This window comes from Streptococcus sp. S784/96/1 (genome assembly GCF_902729355.1).
Lineage (GTDB): Bacteria > Bacillota > Bacilli > Lactobacillales > Streptococcaceae > Streptococcus > Streptococcus caledonicus.
On record NZ_CACVCC010000026.1, the window covers coordinates 15,415 to 33,071 of the forward strand.

Consider the following 17,657-nt stretch of genomic DNA (forward strand, 5'->3'; position numbering starts at 1 on the left):
TTATTTTCTTTAGATACCATCCTCAAATAACTCCTCTTCTGTCCCATTATCCTGTTTCAGAAGGGTAATAGAATCTGCCACTCCCTCTCTGGCAACATTAACCAGTTTACTTACCAATAGCTCAAGATCGTCTGTCAAACGAGAAAAATTAGCTTCTAGCAACATAGCCAAGTTGAGACCTGACAAGACCGCAATACTTTTTTCTGAATGTTCTGTTACCAACTCTACACTGACTTTAAAAGGAGTTCCACCTAGTAAATCCGTTAGAACCAACACATTCTCTTCGCTTGATATAACAGATTTTATACGCTCTTTGACTTCCTGATCAGACATGCCATCGGTGAAGTCAACCGCCTGAATTTTTTCCACTTGCCCTGCAATCAATTCCAGAGAAGTGAGAATACCGCTCGCAAACTTTCCATGAGCCACGATGACTAATTGAATCACAAAACCCCTCCTTTTAACTTTACCGGTTTACCTACACCTCGTATTTTATACTATTGATTTGAACTTGTCAATAGTTTTTTTTAAAAAATGTAAGCGTTTTTCCACATCCTGTAATTAAACTTATTTTTTACAAGAGCCAGCTAAGGACACATAAATTTTAGCCATATCCTGAATACGATCAAAATGTCCCTGAGCAGCCAGTTGATTAAACTCACCACCTATACCAACTGCATCGGCGCCTGCTACCAACCAATCAGAAATGGTCTTCGCATTCACTCCACCAGTCACCATAATAGAAACTTGAGGCAAGGGAGCTTTAATAGCTGATATATATTTTGGTCCAAATACGCTACCAGGAAAGAGCTTTATCATCTCACAGCCTGCTTCTAAGGCTCTGGTAATCTCTGTCAAAGTCATACAACCTGGAATATAAGGTACTGCATAGAGGTTACAAATTTTTGCCACTTCGTCGTTAAAGGATGGTGAGACAATGTAGGTCGCCCCAGCCATAATCGCCTGACGAGCAGTTACAGAATCCAGTACCGTTCCAGCACCGATCAATACCTCAGGATTTTCCTTGTATTCAGTGCATAAATCAGAAATAATCAAACCTGCATCTGGATTAGTGTAGGCTACCTCAACTGCCGAAATTCCACCTGAAATACAAGCTTTTGAAGCCTGAAGGCCCTCTTTGCGTGCATCGCCTCGAATGACAACAACTAGGACTTGCTTTCTTAACTGAGAAAGAGTTTGTGTTCGACTCATCTTAACTCCTTTACCTTATTATTTCATTTTTTCCGTCTAGTAGGGACTTAATGCGCTCAACAGACTGCACCATTTGATCCCCTTCCAGACTACATTTATAGGTCCCACTAGCAACAGCAAAATTAACGGTTTCTTCAAGTGAAGCCTCTTTCAATAGCTGATAAATAGCTCCTGAAACAAAAGCATCCCCACTTCCAACCCGTTGTAAAACCTGAGTTTTCAGCTCTACAGAACAGATAAACTCCTCTGCCAGACCGTAAGCTCTATAGTGATTTCTCCCCATATCATCCATCTGACGCACTGTATGAAAAATGGTTTGGAAATCATAAGCTTCCTTTAGTGCCAACATTCGTTCTTCAATGTCATAGAGACCAGCCTGATCCCTATCAAACAAATCCCAATCACCTGCATCCTTCATAATGGGCTCAATACCGAAACAATAATCCGCATAAACTGCAAATTCTGAGAAGAGTTTTTTTGCTTCCCTTTTTCCAATCATCTTGGATCGCCAGTTAAGATCAATGGAAATTGGAAGATTCCTTTTTTTAGCTTCCTCCAGTATCGTTTTCATCCAAAGGGTAACAGTCGGATCTATAGCCAGAGTAATACCACTAAAGTGGATCAGAGCAACATCCTCAAATAGCTGCTCCATATCCAACTGTTCTATACGCATGGCTGCTAGGCTAGAGTGACTGCGATCATAGTAGACTTGACTTGGTCGACAACCAAAACCAGACTCCATATAATAAAGCCCAATCCGCTCACCGACTCGTTGAATCGCACTCACATCAATTCCATGCCCAACTAAGAAAGCCATAAAGCGATCACCTAACGGTCCCTCCGGCAGTGCTGTCAAAACTTTGGTCGGATAACCAAACCCTTGAAGATTGCAAGCAATATTCATTTCCGAGCCACCGAAAAACATTCGGCTCTCCACACCATCTGCTATTTCCTGATAGTTTGTTGGCATTATGCGAATTAAGGGTTCACCAATCAGCAGCACCTTCTTCATAGCCATACCTTCCCTTTATTATTCAAGTACTGTTTTCAAATAAGCCGCAATCGCTTCATCTTGACAATTTGCAAAGAAGTACTCTTGAAACTTCTCTCCTGAAATCGTTTCTTTGAGAAATTCTTGGTCTATTTCCTTGAGAACTGTCAGCAAATCCTTGTAAGTAATTGCCTTCATCTCATTTAAAATGCGGGCATTGCGTTGCTCTGGAACAACTCGTTCCTTCGGATATCCTCCTCCCATTTCCTCAGCGAAAAGCCGTTCAAACAAGAGTTTAAGATTTAACTCAGCTCCCCAGCCAAATCCTTTTGCAAACGGTAACGATAGGGCATTCCCCCCATTGATTTGTGAAAACAGATAAGCATCTGTCGGATCTACCGCAAAACCACATGTCACACCCGGAAAACTGTTGGCTGCAAGCATGGCACCAACACCTGTCCCACATCCTGTAATGACAAAATCCGCTGCCTTACTGACAAGCAGGATAGAAGCTAATAAACCATTTTGGACATAGGTTAACTGGTTTTCTCCCTCTTTTCCATACATACCATAGTTAAAAACTTGATAACCTTTTGCGTCTGTAACTTCCTTCAAGGTTTCAAAGATAAGACTGTTTTTAGCTGCCTGACTATTTTCATTGATAAGTGCAATTTTCATATATAATCCTTTCGTTTTTCGTACTACTTGTTATTTATTCCACCGGTTGCTTTCCGATGTAGGCCAAGATTCCTCCATCCACATAAAGAATGTGACCATTGACAAAATTACTAGCATCACTAGCCAAAAACACTGCCGGTCCCATCAAATCCTCTGGTTCTCCCCAACGAGCTGCAGGTGTTTTGGCAATGATAAATTGATCAAACGGATGGCGCGTTCCATCTGCTTGTAATTCCCGTAAAGGAGCTGTCTGAGGAGTCGCAATATAGCCAGGGCCAATTCCATTACACTGAATATTAGCTTCTCCGTATTCTGATGCGATATTTTTCGTCAACATCTTCAAACCGCCCTTAGCTGCTGCATAGGCAGAAACTGTTTCACGCCCTAATTCACTCATCATGGAACAGATATTGATAATCTTACCATGTCCCTTTTTAATCATTGATGGAATCACAGCCTTAGAAACAATGAAAGGAGCACTCAAATCAATGTCAATGACCTGACGGAACTGATCTGCCGTCATCTCAATCATCGGCACACGGCGAATAATTCCTGCATTGTTGACTAAAATATCAACGACTCCAACTTCTTCTTCGATTTGAGCCACCATAGCTTGGATGCCTTCTTCATCCGTTACATCGCAAACATAACCATGTGCTTCAATCCCCTCAGAACGATAGGCTGACAAACCTTTGTCTACCAGCTCCTGAGTAATATCATTAAAAACAATGGTCGCTCCTGCCTTAGCATAGGCCAAAGCAATGGCAAAACCAATACCATAAGATCCTCCGGTTATCAGGGCAATCTTCCCTTTTAGCGAAAACTGATCCATTGAAAATGTTTGATTCATACCTTTCAACTCCTTTGTCATTAAACTTGTAAAACGTTTACAAAATTATTTTAGTCTAGTAAACCGGTTTTGTCAATGTTTTTTATTCATATTAGTTGAACTATACAAAAATCTCAATCCTGCTTAGAGTTTGTCGTGGGAAAACAATTCCAAAACCCTTCTAAAATTCCTTTTATTGAGATTGCTGGTTTTCCTAGCCTCATTCGCTTGAAAAAGAGACGATTTCAATGCAAGTCCTGTCGAAAAGTCACTGTTTCTGAAACATCTCTCGTTCAAAAAAATTGCCAAATCTCGGAACTTCTTAGACAGAAAATCTCTCAACTCCTACTCAACAGAGAGGCTCTTACCCATATTGCTTCTATCTCTACCTATACCGTCTATTGTAAGCTCAAGCCATTTCATTTCCAAGAGGATGACACCACTTTGCCTAATATCCTCTCCTGGGATGAGTTCTCCTACCAGAAGGGTAAATTGGCTTTCATTGCTCAGGATTTCAACACCAAGAAAATCATGACCATCCTTGATGACAGAACACAAACAACCATCCAAAATCATTTCTTTAAGTACTCGAAAGAAGCTCGAAACAAGGTTAAAGTGGTCATTGTCGATATGTCTGGAAGCTATATTCCTCTCATCAAAGTTCTATTTCCTCAAGCTAAAATTGTTCTTGATCGTTTCCACCCCTCGCTTCCGAATTTCTTAGCTCGAGGCTAAAATAGTCCACTGGACTATTTTACTCCAGCACATGAGCCGGGCTCTTAATCAGACTAGAATCAACAATTTGATGATAAATCTCTTGAATACAGAGCTCTTAAATACTACTGGAAATTTATAGTCGGAAACTCTCTCTTAAGGCGTTCTATGATCGAACATTTAGAGAAACCTTAACTCCTAGGGAATGTCTGAATAAAATCTTTACTCTAGTACCTGAACTTAAAGATTACTACGACCTGTACCAACTGCTCCTATTGCATCTACAAGAGAAGAATACTGACCAGTTTTGGGGTTTAATTCAAGACACGTTACCTCATCTTAATCGCACCTTTAAAACCGCTTTGAGAACATTTATTCGCTATAAAAACTACATCACTAACGCCATTGAATTGCCTTATTCTAACGCTAAACTTGAGGCCACTAACAAACTCATCAAAGACATCAAGCATAATGCTTTTGGTTACCAGAACTTTGAAAACTTCAAGAAACGTATCTTAATCGCTTTGAATATCACAAAAGAGAAGACGAATCTCGTCTCCTCTCGTGTTTAGCTATAAGTCACCCACTACAGTTGACAAAGAGCCACAATTTCAAGAAACGTATCTTAATCGCTTTGAACATCAAAAAAGAGAAGACGAATCTCGTCTCCTCTCGCACTTAGCTATAAGTCACGTTACAGGAAATCCCGTAACGACTTGTCTTTATTCCACACTCATCAAGTACGGATATACCGGTTGATCTCCTTGGTGAATTTCTACTTCGACATCTTCGTAAGTGTCTTCAAGGTATTCTGCAATTTCACTAGCAACTTCTTGAGAACCTTCTTCACCAACGTAGATTGTAACAATTTCACTATCTTCGTCAATCATCTTAGCAAAGGTTTCTTTCAAGGCTTCAACCATATTTGGTGTTGAGACAAGAATCTTGCCATCAACCATACCAAGGATATCATTTTCATGGATTTCAAGGCCGTCAATTGTTGTGTCACGCACTGCAAGAGTCACGCTACCACTCACAACCTCTGAAAGACTTGCCGTCATAGCTGCTACGTTTTCATCCAAGGCTCTGCTTTCATCAAAAGCCAAAAGACTGGTGAAACCTTGCGATACTGTTCGAGTCTCAACAACAGCAGCGTTAACTTCTGCCACTTCTGCCGCTGACTGTGCAGCCATAAAGATGTTTTTATTGTTTGGCAAGATAATAACATTCTTAGCATTAACTGCTTCAATAGCTGTAACAATATCTTCTGTTGACGGGTTCATTGTTTGACCACCAGAGATGATATAGTCAACGCCTTGTGACGTGAAGATGTCCGCCAAACCGTCACCGGCTACAACAGCAATCAAACCATACTCTTTTGCCTCTTGTTTAGCAGGCGCAGCTGCTTTTTCAAGTTGTGCTTCGTGCTGACCACGCATGTTATCTACTTTAACCTTAACCAGCGCACCGTATTTGAGACCTTCTTGCATAACAAGACCTGGATCTTCAGTGTGGACGTGTACCTTAACGATTTCATCGTCATTGACAACGAGAAGTGAGTCTCCTAGTCCTGATAGGTAACCTTGGAATTCTTCATAATTAAATTCTTTGACATAGGTTGGTCCTTGTCCAAGAGCCACCATAATTTCTGTACAGTAACCAAAGGTAATATCTTCTGTTGCCACATGTCCAGCTACTGATTTGTGATGCTCAGCATTGATCATTTCAGACATAACGGCTGGAGTTGCTTTAAAATTTTCTGATGCAATGTACTCACCTGTCAAAGCTGATAAGAAGCCTTCGTAGATGTAGACAAGACCTTGACCACCAGAGTCAACAACACCAACCTCTTTAAGAACTGGGAGCATTTCAGGTGTCTTAGCCAAGGCACGTTTTGCTCCTTCAAGAGCTGCGCGCATTACTTCAATAGCATCATCTGTTTCTTCAGCTTTTTTTAGCGCTCCTGTCGCCCCACCACGTGAAACCGTAAGAATAGTCCCCTCAACTGGCTTCATAACAGCCTTATAGGCTACTTCAACGCCAGATTGAAAAGCAACTGCTAAATCTTTGCCTGTAAGCTCCTCTTTGCCTTTAATAGCATTTCCAAAACCACGGAAAAGTTGAGATGTGATAACACCAGAGTTACCACGAGCACCCATCAAAAGCCCTTTTGAAAGGATTTGACCAACTTCACCAACAGTATTAGCAGGCTTATCAGCAACTTCCTTTGCACCATTATCCATAGTCATACTCATGTTCGTCCCAGTATCGCCATCTGGTACAGGGAAAACATTCAATGAGTTAACATACTCTGCTTGGCTACCAAGACGACTCGCTGCCGCCTGTACCATTTCTTGTAATAAACTTGTTGTAATTATAGACACAATTATTCTCCCTCAACCTTCACACTTTGGATGTAGACATTAACAGCATTCGCAGTAATACCCAACTGACTCTCCAAATTGAATTTGACACGTTCTTGAATATTTTTTGACACTTCGCTAATTTTAACACCATAGCTCATCACAGTGTAAACATCAACAGCAATGCCTTCTTCTGTTGATTTCACAACAACACCTTTGGCATAATTTTCTTTACGAAGAAGTGCTTGAAAATTATCTTTGATCGCACTCTTGCTTGCCATACCAACTACACCGAAAATCTCTGTTGTCGCACCGCCAACAACAGTAGCAATAACATCATCAGCGAGTTCAATTTGACCATCTTTTGTATTAATTTTTACAGTCATAATAAGATACCACGTCCACCCAAAAGGACAAAGAAATTCAGGAGTTCTATACCTTTAGCATCTTCATCGTTTTAATGACACTAAGTTATTTTACTAAAACGACACAACGGTCGTCTCACCCCAATACCTTTTGAACGGTTTAGGTCCTTTCTATCTCAAAAGTTTTTATCGCTTTATTTTACCATATTTGCTAAAACTTGTAAAAAAATAGAAGTTTTTCTGTTTTTAAAGCACAAAAAAACGACCATATTGGTCGATTTTTTGTTTAAACGCGTTCAACTTTACCAGATTTAAGGGCACGAGCTGAAGCCCAAACTTTTTTAGGTTTACCGTCGATAAGAACTGTAACTTTTTGAAGATTTGGTTTAACTGCACGTTTTGTTTGGTTCATTGCGTGTGAACGATTGTTACCAGAAACAGTTTTACGTCCTGTGAAGTAACATACTTTAGCCATTTCGTTTTTCCTCCTAGGTAGAATATGTTCGGATGTGCTAGCACCACATACCTAAATATTCTATCACACTTCATCACTCAGCGCAAGGTCTTTCTCTACTTTTTTCAGATGAGAAATTCCCACCCGCGTTGTAAAATGAAGTGCAACAGAAAAGACATGTTAGTCTGATATACTAGAGTTCCCCCAACTCAGTATAGAAAGCAGATGAACATGTCCACTAATCATTCTACCAAAAAGTCGCGTTGTTCTCATTTCTCAGCCCCTGAGCGAGGTGAAATTAGTGCCTATCTCAAGATGGGGAAGAAAACCGCTGAGATTGCTCGCCTTCTAGGTCCTCATCGCTCGACGATCAGTCGTGAAATCAAGCGTGGCAGCGTCACTCAAGTTCAAGATAAGAATGGAAAACTCTTATACTCAAATGTCTACTTTCCAGACAGTGGTCAACGTGTCTATGAGACCAATCGACAAAATAGTACTTATTGCAAACTAGGAGCCTTCTTTGAGAAGTTGGAAAAGACTTTGAAATCCCAACCTCGCTGCCACAGTATCGATACCTTTGTCCAAACCTACAAAGAGGAACATCCGTTTGAAGTCATTCCGTCAACCAAAACAGTGTACCGTTACATCAAAGATGGCCTGTTGACGATTAAACCAATTGATTTACCTAAGATGGTGAGCATCCGAAAACGGTCTAAAGTCACATCTAAGGTCGCAAAGAAAGTCCTAGGAAATTCCATAGAAGAACGTCCTGAGTCAATTAACGACCGTTCTACGTTTGGCCACTGGGGGATTGACCTTGTACTCGGTAAGGAAACCAAGGATGAAGCTGTTGTTATGACCTTGGTAGAACGCCAGACTCGGTTTGTCCTGGCTTGTCAATTGCCGAATAAGCAAGCAGAGCCGATTAACGCTACAGTTAAGGAACTTCTTTTAGAGTATCCTATTCTTTCGATCACGTCGGACAATGGTTCAGAGTTTAGTAGTTTGTCAGACTTACATGGAGTTGATATATACTTTGCCCATCCTTATTCTTCGCATGAAAGAGGGACTAATGAAAACTTCAACGTTCTTTTGAGAAAGTTTCTCCCAAAAGGTATCTCTCTAAACCCACTGACAACAGAAGAACTTAATCGTTATGTCTCTGCTATCACTAATAGACCTAGACGACTTCACCACTATAAAACTGCAAATTTTCTGTTTGGACTAGCCCAAACAGCCTAAACAAAGGAATTCTAAGTCAGCCTCGAACTTGTGGCACTTGACTTGATAATTTGCCTGAGAAATTCCCAAAGTAAGTTCCACTTTTAGAAGCGTTGATTTTTTAGCATTTAGGCGTCAAGTGCTTAGAAGAACCTATCTACATTATTCACCAATACATCTATGTGTTCAGTATTTTCAGTTCACTGCGCAGCTTGTTCTTCCCTAAGTGAGAGACCCACAATCGGTTGTAGCTTACTTTTGCTCAGTATTTTTACGGTAAAAGGCAAAGCTTCCGAGACAAAAGAGTAAGCAAAACAGCATGAATGAAGTTGCCATAACAAAATTTGTTAATAGGCTGCCGATGAATAGAATAAGAATGGATAAAATGGCGAAAATCGGTGAAAAGAGACCGGTCAATTTATTCGTAATTTCTCCTTTACGATATAAACCTAAAACAGCAACATATAGGAAAATAAAGGACATATTGTTAAAAACGATTGCAATTTCACTGATGTCACTTCCTGGCAAAAGATGATACGTCGTTGCCAAATAATGAATTCCCAACCAAATCAAGGTCATCACTACGGTAGATAAGCTGGCTGCAATAGAAAGCTGATAGCGACGATTAACTTTCTCAAACCGTTTACTTTTAATCCAACCACGTGCCGCAAAAGCCTGAGGTAATCTCATGTTGGAGAGCATCAAACCATTCGATACTCCCAAAACTGCAATAATGATAATCACTAGAAGTAGCTTGCTAATAGTTTTTCCATAAATCATTTCTGTAGCATAAAGTACCGCATCATTTCCAGTCGTCATAATAAAACTAGGTCCCAAAATACGATTTAAGCCATAGAAAAATACCAGATAGAGGGTAAGAATAACTAAGGGTCCAATAATGAAGGCTTTAGCTAAATTTTTCTTAGGATTCTTCAATTCTGGGACAATACTGGCAACGACAGTCCAACCATCATAAGCAAAGTAGAGCGGCATAAGACCAGATAACCAGCCTAAACCAACTTGGCGCGGTTCAACTGGTGTCAGCCCTTGCGGTATCTCAGGCACCGCTTGACCCCAAAAAAGACCAACAAGTGCTATCGCAAGAAGCGGAATAATTTTTAAGACAGTCGATAAAGATTGAAATCGTCCTGCCAAAACACGAGAGTAGATGTTCATCACTGCTAGAAGCAGAAGGTAAACTGCTGCTAATAGAATTTGACTTTCCAAATCCGATCCACTTCCAAGCGTAAAGCTCGCTGCTACCCATGCAACAACTGCATTTAGGGCTGGAAGGTAAACATATGCTGAAAACAAACCGAGCGATGCGGCTAAGCCAGGATGAAGGTAGGTCATGTAATAGGAAAAAATCCCTCCGTCATCATCATTTCGCGCCGCTAACTCTGATAAACTCAAAGCTCCAAAAACGATCGAGAAAGAACCAATAATAATAATAAGCATCCCAAGACCAACATTTCCGCCAGCATAGGTTAAAATGTCATCAACCTTAAAATAAATCCCCGATCCAATAACTACACCAACAATTAATGCGATGGCTGTTGACAAGCCATAAACTTTTCTATCTTGTTTGTTCATTCAGTCTATTTTCCTCCAATATCTTATTAACCGTTTGTATTTAGCGAATTTTTATCTTTACTTTTTCTATCAACATTAACCATTATAGCTTAAAGAATGCCCTATAACAAGATTATTTGCTCCGCCCTCCGAACAATAATAGAAATTGTAAATTTACCTAAAATTCAGACAATATAGCCCTAATTAATAATATCTAGCTCTTAAATAGATATTCATAGTAATAAAAAAGCCTACCTAAAGCGGATAGACTTTAATATTATTATTCTTTATTTACTCGTAGTCTGAGATTTTTCACAGAACTGAACAGTATAAAACTACTTCGCATCTAAAGCATAGGAAAAGGACTCCCTAATCGGAAATCCTTTCATTTTTTATTCAACGTTAAATTAAGCTTTGTTTGCTCATAATCAAAGATTTATTCGCAGATTCTTATGCTTTGTTTGCTGAACCAAATACGTCGATACGTTCTTCAACAGCACCTTGAACAGCTTTGATACCTGGTGCCAAGAATTTACGTGGGTCAAAGAGTTTTTTCTTGTCGTATTCTGCTTCATTTGCATCGTAGTTACGTGCAAATTCACGAGTTGCGTTTGAGAATGCGATTTGGCTCTCAGTGTTTACGTTGATTTTAGCAACACCAAGTTTGATTGCAGCAACGATTTGCTCATCAGGAATACCAGAACCACCGTGAAGAACGATTGGGAAACCTGGGATAGCGGCAGCCAATTTTTCAAGGTGATCAAGAGCAAGACCTTCCCAGTTTTCTGGGTATGGACCGTGAATGTTACCTATACCAGCTGCAAGGAAGTCAATTCCAGTTTCAACCATTGCTACTGCATCTTCGATTGGAGCGAGTTCACCTTTACCGATGATTCCGTCTTCTTCACCACCGATAGTACCAACTTCAGCTTCAACTGAAATACCTTTAGCGTGAGCTTTTTCAACAACATCTTTAGCCAAGCGAAGGTTTTCTTCTACTGGAAGGTGTGATCCATCAAACATTACTGAAGTGTAACCAACTTCGATACACTCAAGAACATCTTCATAGTGACCGTGGTCAAGGTGAATAGCAACTGGAACAGTGATGTTCATTGATTCTACAAGGTTAGCAATAAGTGATTGACACACTTTATAACCACCCATGTATTTAGCTGCGCCCATAGAAGTTTGAATAAGAACTGGAGCTTGTTTTGCTTCAGCGGCGCGCAAGATAGCTTGTGTCCACTCAAGGTTGTTTGTGTTAAATCCGCCGACAGCATAGCCGTTTTCACGAGCTGCTTGGACAAATTTTTCTGCTGAAACTAATGGCATTTCGAGCCTCCTAATATTTTTTTGGGTCAAACCCATTACTCGTTTATTTTATCACAAATCCTCTCATAAATCTAGTACTAGGTTAATCACCTTTGAAATATTCTGATTTTTATACTCATTAACATCAGAAACTAAAAAAAGAGCCTAAGCTCTCCTAATGGTAATCTTGTTAGAAATTAGTATTATCTGGGTCTGGCGCTGTTGTCAAACCTGATATATTTTTGATAAATTCAGCGTCTTCTTGGCTGAGTTCAATGTCAGCGAAATCCATATTTTCTTTAATTCGAGCTTCATGCACTGATTTTGGCAATGGTAAAAAGCCTTCATGCCATGACCAGGCAAGAGCAACTTGGGCAATGGTTTTACCGTATTTTTCAGCCAAGGCTTTCATATCAGCATTTCCGAAAAGTTCTCCCTGTCCAAGAGGTCCCCAAGCTTCGATGACTATATCATGCTTGCGACAATATTCGACAACTTCTTCTTGGTAGCAGCCTGGTGCCAAACGAATTTGGTTAACTGCTGGAGTAATTTTAGCTGTTTTTGCTAGTGCTTCTAAGTGGTGAACAAGGAAGTTGCTGACACCGATTGATTTAACAAGCCCTGCTTCTTTAGCCTCTTCCATATAGCGCCATGCTTCTGCATTGGCTTCTTCCCATTTATCTCGGAAAGCTTTTGGATTTGGCCAGTGGATAAGGTACAAATCAATATAATCCAAGTCTAGTCTTTTCAATGAAGTTGCCAGCGCAGTTTTGGCTAAATCATAAGAATGGGAATCATTCCATAATTTTGTTGTGATGTAGAGTTCCTCACGTGGAATGCCACTGTCTTTGATTGCACGGCCAACACTTTCTTCATTGCCATAGATAGCAGCCGTGTCAATGTGACGGTAACCAGCTTTAAGGGCATCTAGCGTTGATTGGTAAGCTTCGTTTCCATCAGCTGCTTTAAAGGTTCCAAAACCAAGTGCTGGGATTTTATGTCCATCATTTAAGTTAAACATTGTTGTCATGATTTAATTCTCCTATTTTAAAATGTCTAAGATATCTGTTACAATTTGTTCTTTGTTGAGACGGTATCTGTCATAAAGTTCGGCTGGCGGCACGACTTCTGTAAATTCACGAAGGGAGCCTTTGACTAAAACTTTCACTTCTGTTGGCCCAAAGAAACCTGCAATACGTTGACCAAAACCACCATCAACAGAGCCATCTTCAAGTGTCACCACGAGTTCATGGTTGTCTTTCAAGCTTTCCAGAGTTTTTTCATCGAGACTTGCAATAAAGCGTGGATTGATGATAGTGGCAATAATACCAGATTTTTCAAGTTCTGCTGCGACTTCTTTACCTAATTTCAAGAATCCACCTAAGCCAAGAATAGCCACTCGACTCCCTTTTTGAACAATGTCATAACTTGGAGTGGCAAATTCTTTTTTGACATATTGCTTCTCCATATCTTGTTGTGCTGGAATAGAAATTACGACTGGATTTTCAGTCTGTTGACTAGCAAAGTGCAGCATTTCTTTCAATTCAGCAACATGAGCTGGCGCTAGATAAATGAGATTCGGAATGGTTGCCAACATGGCATGTTCAAAAGTTCCTTGGTGCGTACGATCGCTGTTAGTGATACTAGCACCACGCACAATCAGAACTGCTGGAACCTTATTAATCGCTAAATCGTGAGAAATCTGGTCATAAGCACGTTGCAAGAAAGTGGCACTGTGAAAAACATAAGGTTTAGCTCCAGCAGTAGCAAAGCCAGTCGCCATACTAATATTATGTTGTTCTGCAATGCCTGAGTCCCAATAATGCTCAGGGTATTTTGCTTCGATACGGCCTAAACCAAAGGCACCTGGAATCGCTGCATTCATAGCAAGAACAGGCTTGCCAGCTTCAATTTCTTCCTCAAGAAAATCCACGATGGTTGATTCAAAAGTCGGTTTAGCTAGCGATGGTCTAAGTGGTTCTCCAGTTTTAATATCAAACGGAGAACGCCAGTGATTGGTCTGCTTATCTTTCAAAGCCCAATCGACGCCATGCCCTTTTTCGGTGTGAATATGAAGAAAAACAGGATGATTGGCATCTTTAACTTCTTCAAACAAACCAATTAAATCTGCTATGCTATGCCCATTTTCTAAGTAATGATAATCAAAGCCAAAGGCTTTAAAGAGATTGTTGGTCGCTTGACCATTTGTTGCACGAAGTTCAGCTAAATGTGGGTAAAGACCTCCGTAATTTTTGGCAATAGACATTTCATTATCATTGAGAATCACAATGAGGTTACTGTTCAATTCCGCAGCATTGTTAAGACCTTCAAACGCCAAACCACCTGACATTGAACCGTCACCAATAACAGCAATAATATTTCCAGCCTCACCCTTCAAATCACGTGCCTTGGCAAGTCCTTCTGCTAAAGCAATGGAGGTAGAGGTGTGGCCAATGGTAAAGAAATCATGTTCACTTTCTTCTTGGTCCGTATAAGGAGTGATGTCATGGAAGTGACCGTCCACAAAACCTTGTTTTCTTCCGGTTAAGATTTTATGAGGGTAAGACTGATGACTAACATCCCAAACAATTTTATCCACAGGAGAATTGAAAACCTTGTGAAGGGCAATAGTCATTTCAACAACACCTAGATTGGGCCCAAAGTGACCACCAACTTTACTGACTTTATTAACTAAAAGTTCTCTGATATCATTGGCTAAGTCTTCTAGTTCCGAAAGGCTGAGCTTTTTGACATCAGAAGGATTATTGACTTGATTGATAATTGTCATTTTTCTTGTTCCTCCTTGCGTCTAATATTATAGTAGACATCTGTGCGCTCTTTTTCAGTTAGTCCTTGATTTTCAAGTTCAGATAATTGACGATGAATTTTAATTTTTTCAACTAAATAATGGTGTGTTTCTTGTAAATCGTGGATTTGTTGTTCTAAATCGCGCTTTGTTTTTTCAAGTAGCTCTGTAGATAACGTGTGATTATGAAATTCCGCCAAAATCTTACGAATATCTTCCAAAGACATGCCAACACGGCGGTAATGAGCAATGGCTTTCAAACGGTCAACGCTACGCTCATCAAATTCACGAAAGCCACGGTTGTTTCTTGGAATGTCGACCATTCCCTCTTTTTCATAGAAACGAATGGCATGCGCAGAAATCCCTAATTGTTCTGAAATTGTCTTAATGGTGATCACGCTATCCTCCTTTCAATTGAGTATTTTCAATAATTTTCTTGTCCCCATCATACCACCTTAGAGTACAGCTAAGTCAAGAAAGAACAAAGAGTTTCTCCCTAGTACGCACCACGAATATGAGAGTGGACTTCCTCCCAATAAAACTCTGATAATTTTTTCAACTCTGCTGTGGTAAATGGCAGGGTTTTTAGGCTTTCAAGGTTATTATCAACCTGCTGAATGCTCTTAAACCCAGGAATAACTGCTGTAATCCCCTCTTGCTGTAACAGCCATTTAAGTGATGCTGTCGCTAAACCACCGTGGTCTTTACCAATCCATTTTACTTGGTCAACCAACTCAACCGCCTTATTAAAAGGAAGGCCACCAAAGGTTTCACCCACATTGAAAGCCGCGCCATCACGATTATAATGACGATGATCATCAGATGGGAAGGTAGAGTCTTTACTGTATTTTCCTGTTAGAAGTCCACTGGCAAGTGGTACGCGTGCTAAAACACCAACATTTTTATCTTTGGCTAGTGCAATCATTTCCTTCACTGGTTTTTGGCGAAGCAAATTCACAATCACTTGTAAACTGCTGGCCTTAGTATTTTCAAGAACAAATTTCCCTTGATCGTCAGTTTCAACACTAACACCGTAATAACGAATCAAGCCTTCTTTTTTCAAATCCTCAAGAACATCAAAAATATCTGATTGCGTCAAAACTTCGGTGCTCGGACAATGAATTTGATAGAGGTCCAAGGCATCCATCTGAAGATTACGGAGACTGTCTTCAGCATATTGACGAACTTTTTTATAGGTATAATTTTCAGGATTAGAAAAATCATCACGACGGCCAAATTTAGTAGCAACATAAACGCGTTCGCTACGTTCTTTTAATACCTGACCGATAAGTGTCTCACTGCGCCCACCTCCGTAAACATCAGCAGTGTCAAAGAAATTAACCCCTCTATCAATGGCATGGTTCAAAGCTGATTTAGCAGCTTCTTCAGTTACATCACCCCAATCACCACCAAGTGCCCAAGTACCAAAACTAACCGCACTAATTGACATATCTGTCGAACCTAATTGCCTATACTCCATAGAAATCACCTCAGTTTGTTTTCTTCCTATACTAGCACCTTAGACTAGGTCTAAGTCAAGTAAAAAAAGAGTGAAAATCATGACATACGTACGCATGAAGAAAATGCATGTAACTGTTTCCTAGCTACATGCATTTTTTTAAGATATTTTCAAGACATTTACATGTGTGCCCTGTTTATCCTCGTTTTCGTCCATATTATATTATAGCAAAATTTCATCATAAAAAAGATAACCTTTCTATGAAAAACAGTTCTCTGAAAATGAAAATTTCTTCATGTGTTCGTCGTGTGGTGTCCCTTCTCATAAAAATTAAGCTTCAAAGCGCTTCTCCCCATCAATATAGGTCGCCACTAAGTTTAACTCTTTATCAAGGACAATAAAATCTGCAGCATATCCCGCGGTTAACTGACCACAAACATCATCAATATTTACCGATTTAGCTGGAACGAGACTTGCCATCTTAATCGCTTCTGCAGGGGTCGCTAGTCCCCACTCGACAACATTTTTAAGACCATCTTTTAATTTCAAGATAGAACCTGCTAGGCTTCCATTTGATTTTAATCTAGCTGTGCCATTTTCCACAATAACCGGAAATTCACCTAGCATATAATCTCCATCTGGGCAACCTCCCGCTCGCATACAGTCTGTAATGAGAGCAACATGGTCGTATCCTTTTTGTTTCATAAGGATATCACCAGCTTCAGGTACTGAATGGTGACCATCGCAAATCCACTCTGCATAAGTATTTGGAATATAATAAGCAGAGCCAACCATCCCCAATTCACGGTGACTGAGGCCTCTCATCCCATTATAAACATGCACCCAAACAGAGGCACCAGCTTCAACGGCTGCCTTTGCTTGCGCATAAGTGGCATTAGAATGTCCCAAAGCGACAGTCACGCCACGTTCTTTCATTGCTGAAACAAACTCAGCCACACCTTCGCGTTCTGGTGCTAACGCAATTTTCTTAATCAAACCATTAGCTGCTTCTTGCCAAGCATCAAATTCAGTTAATTGGGGATCTGCCATATAGGCTGGATTTTGAGCCCCTTTATATTCTTCTGTAAAATAAGGGCCTTCAAAGTAAATACCTTGAATTTTTGCTCCTTTTTCAGTTCCAGCTACACTTGCAATAGAGGCCGCAGCTTTTTCCAATTGCTCAAACGTCGAGGTCAATGTCGTTGGTAAAAAGGATGTTACCCCCGTAGATAACAAAGCCTCACTCATGTGTAACACTCCTTCCGGATCTGCATCCATGATATCTGCCCCAGCAAAACCATGAATATGAGTATCTACCAACCCTGGTGCAATAGCATAGCCTGTATAATCAATTACTTCTACGTCTTTTGGCATCTCGCTTTGCCATTCTCCAAAATGTCCATCGTTTACTGCTAAATAGCCACCAAATTTTGTTTCGTCTGCAAAATAGAATATATCTGCTTTGATAAATAAACTTGTCATAACAAGCACCTCCGTATCTATATTAATATTATAAAACTTTTTTAAAATTTGTAAATGAAAAAAGCAGGCACCCTGTCAAGCCCCGTCTAAAATAGACAGTGTAAAAAAGAATATAAGTTAGTAAGGTATGACTCCCTGAATTCCATAGGGGTCATACCTTTTAATATTTCTTGTGGTCTATCATAGTTATACCAGTCCAT

17 protein-coding genes and 1 pseudogene are annotated in these 17,657 nt (G+C 40.1%); 2 read left to right on the forward strand and 16 right to left on the reverse strand.

Annotation, left to right across the window (positions count from 1 at the left end; genetic code table 11):
• Positions 1–9 precede the first annotated feature (9 nt).
• The 5 genes from GZ996_RS08815 to GZ996_RS08835 all read right to left on the reverse strand — a co-directional run bounded on the left by GZ996_RS08815 (position 10) and on the right by GZ996_RS08835 (position 3,731).
• Positions 10–444 (reverse strand): PTS sugar transporter subunit IIA, encoded by a 435-nt coding sequence (locus tag GZ996_RS08815; RefSeq protein ID WP_443255854.1) that lies wholly within the window; start codon positions 442–444, stop codon positions 10–12.
• Between the two features lie 123 nt (positions 445–567).
• Complete coding sequence (locus GZ996_RS08820) at positions 568–1,212, reverse strand: bifunctional 4-hydroxy-2-oxoglutarate aldolase/2-dehydro-3-deoxy-phosphogluconate aldolase (RefSeq protein ID WP_156806272.1); 645 nt, start codon at positions 1,210–1,212, stop codon at positions 568–570.
• Positions 1,213–1,222: 10 nt separating this feature from the next.
• Positions 1,223–2,224, reverse strand: coding sequence for a sugar kinase (locus GZ996_RS08825; RefSeq protein WP_162011871.1), 1,002 nt, complete (start codon positions 2,222–2,224; stop codon positions 1,223–1,225).
• A gap of 18 nt (positions 2,225–2,242) precedes the next feature.
• On the reverse strand, positions 2,243–2,881 hold the full coding sequence (locus GZ996_RS08830) for an RpiB/LacA/LacB family sugar-phosphate isomerase (protein WP_162011864.1): 639 nt from the start codon (positions 2,879–2,881) through the stop codon (positions 2,243–2,245).
• 34 nt (positions 2,882–2,915) lie between these two features.
• Complete coding sequence (locus GZ996_RS08835) at positions 2,916–3,731, reverse strand: gluconate 5-dehydrogenase (RefSeq protein WP_202922614.1); 816 nt, start codon at positions 3,729–3,731, stop codon at positions 2,916–2,918.
• 147 nt (positions 3,732–3,878) lie between these two features.
• On the opposite strand from GZ996_RS08835, the pseudogene GZ996_RS08840 reads away from it, so the two are divergent.
• Positions 3,879–4,996, forward strand: a pseudogene (locus GZ996_RS08840) (ISL3 family transposase); the annotation flags it as partial.
• A 150-nt stretch (positions 4,997–5,146) separates the two neighbouring features.
• Here the strand turns inward: GZ996_RS08840 and GZ996_RS08845 are convergent.
• The 3 genes from GZ996_RS08845 to rpmB all read right to left on the reverse strand — a co-directional run bounded on the left by GZ996_RS08845 (position 5,147) and on the right by rpmB (position 7,627).
• Complete coding sequence (locus GZ996_RS08845; RefSeq protein ID WP_156806275.1) at positions 5,147–6,808, reverse strand: DAK2 domain-containing protein; 1,662 nt, start codon at positions 6,806–6,808, stop codon at positions 5,147–5,149.
• Between the two features lie 2 nt (positions 6,809–6,810).
• The gene (locus GZ996_RS08850; RefSeq protein ID WP_156806276.1) at positions 6,811–7,173 is read right to left on the reverse strand and encodes an Asp23/Gls24 family envelope stress response protein; all 363 of its coding nucleotides are present in this window, start codon (positions 7,171–7,173) and stop codon (positions 6,811–6,813) included.
• A 265-nt stretch (positions 7,174–7,438) separates the two neighbouring features.
• The gene (gene rpmB, locus GZ996_RS08855) at positions 7,439–7,627 is read right to left on the reverse strand and encodes a 50S ribosomal protein L28 (protein ID WP_001140948.1); all 189 of its coding nucleotides are present in this window, start codon (positions 7,625–7,627) and stop codon (positions 7,439–7,441) included.
• 210 nt (positions 7,628–7,837) lie between these two features.
• On the opposite strand from rpmB, the gene GZ996_RS08860 reads away from it, so the two are divergent.
• Complete coding sequence (locus tag GZ996_RS08860; RefSeq protein ID WP_162011866.1) at positions 7,838–8,848, forward strand: IS30 family transposase; 1,011 nt, start codon at positions 7,838–7,840, stop codon at positions 8,846–8,848.
• Between the two features lie 231 nt (positions 8,849–9,079).
• Here GZ996_RS08860 and GZ996_RS08865 read toward each other — a convergent pair whose 3' ends face one another.
• From GZ996_RS08865 to GZ996_RS12270, 8 genes are all read right to left on the reverse strand, one after another.
• Positions 9,080–10,420 (reverse strand): APC family permease, encoded by a 1,341-nt coding sequence (locus GZ996_RS08865; RefSeq protein ID WP_161980000.1) that lies wholly within the window; start codon positions 10,418–10,420, stop codon positions 9,080–9,082.
• 429 nt (positions 10,421–10,849) lie between these two features.
• Positions 10,850–11,731: a class II fructose-bisphosphate aldolase gene (locus GZ996_RS08870; RefSeq protein WP_121835190.1), complete on the reverse strand. Its 882-nt coding sequence runs from the start codon at positions 11,729–11,731 to the stop codon at positions 10,850–10,852.
• Positions 11,732–11,900: 169 nt separating this feature from the next.
• A complete protein-coding gene (locus GZ996_RS08875; protein WP_162011867.1) occupies positions 11,901–12,740 on the reverse strand; it encodes an aldo/keto reductase in 840 nt (279 codons plus the stop codon).
• A 12-nt stretch (positions 12,741–12,752) separates the two neighbouring features.
• Complete coding sequence (locus GZ996_RS08880) at positions 12,753–14,498, reverse strand: 1-deoxy-D-xylulose-5-phosphate synthase (RefSeq protein ID WP_162011868.1); 1,746 nt, start codon at positions 14,496–14,498, stop codon at positions 12,753–12,755.
• Complete coding sequence (locus GZ996_RS08885) at positions 14,495–14,914, reverse strand: MerR family transcriptional regulator (protein ID WP_156806058.1); 420 nt, start codon at positions 14,912–14,914, stop codon at positions 14,495–14,497. Before GZ996_RS08885 ends, GZ996_RS08880 begins: the two co-directional genes overlap by 4 nt.
• A gap of 98 nt (positions 14,915–15,012) precedes the next feature.
• Positions 15,013–15,996 (reverse strand): aldo/keto reductase, encoded by a 984-nt coding sequence (locus tag GZ996_RS08890; RefSeq protein ID WP_162011869.1) that lies wholly within the window; start codon positions 15,994–15,996, stop codon positions 15,013–15,015.
• Positions 15,997–16,305: 309 nt separating this feature from the next.
• Entirely contained in the window at positions 16,306–17,457 is a 1,152-nt protein-coding gene (gene nagA, locus GZ996_RS08895; RefSeq protein WP_156806056.1) for an N-acetylglucosamine-6-phosphate deacetylase, read from the reverse strand.
• 86 nt (positions 17,458–17,543) lie between these two features.
• Positions 17,544–17,657, reverse strand: a complete 114-nt coding sequence (locus GZ996_RS12270; protein ID WP_162011870.1) for an IS3 family transposase — start codon at positions 17,655–17,657, stop codon at positions 17,544–17,546.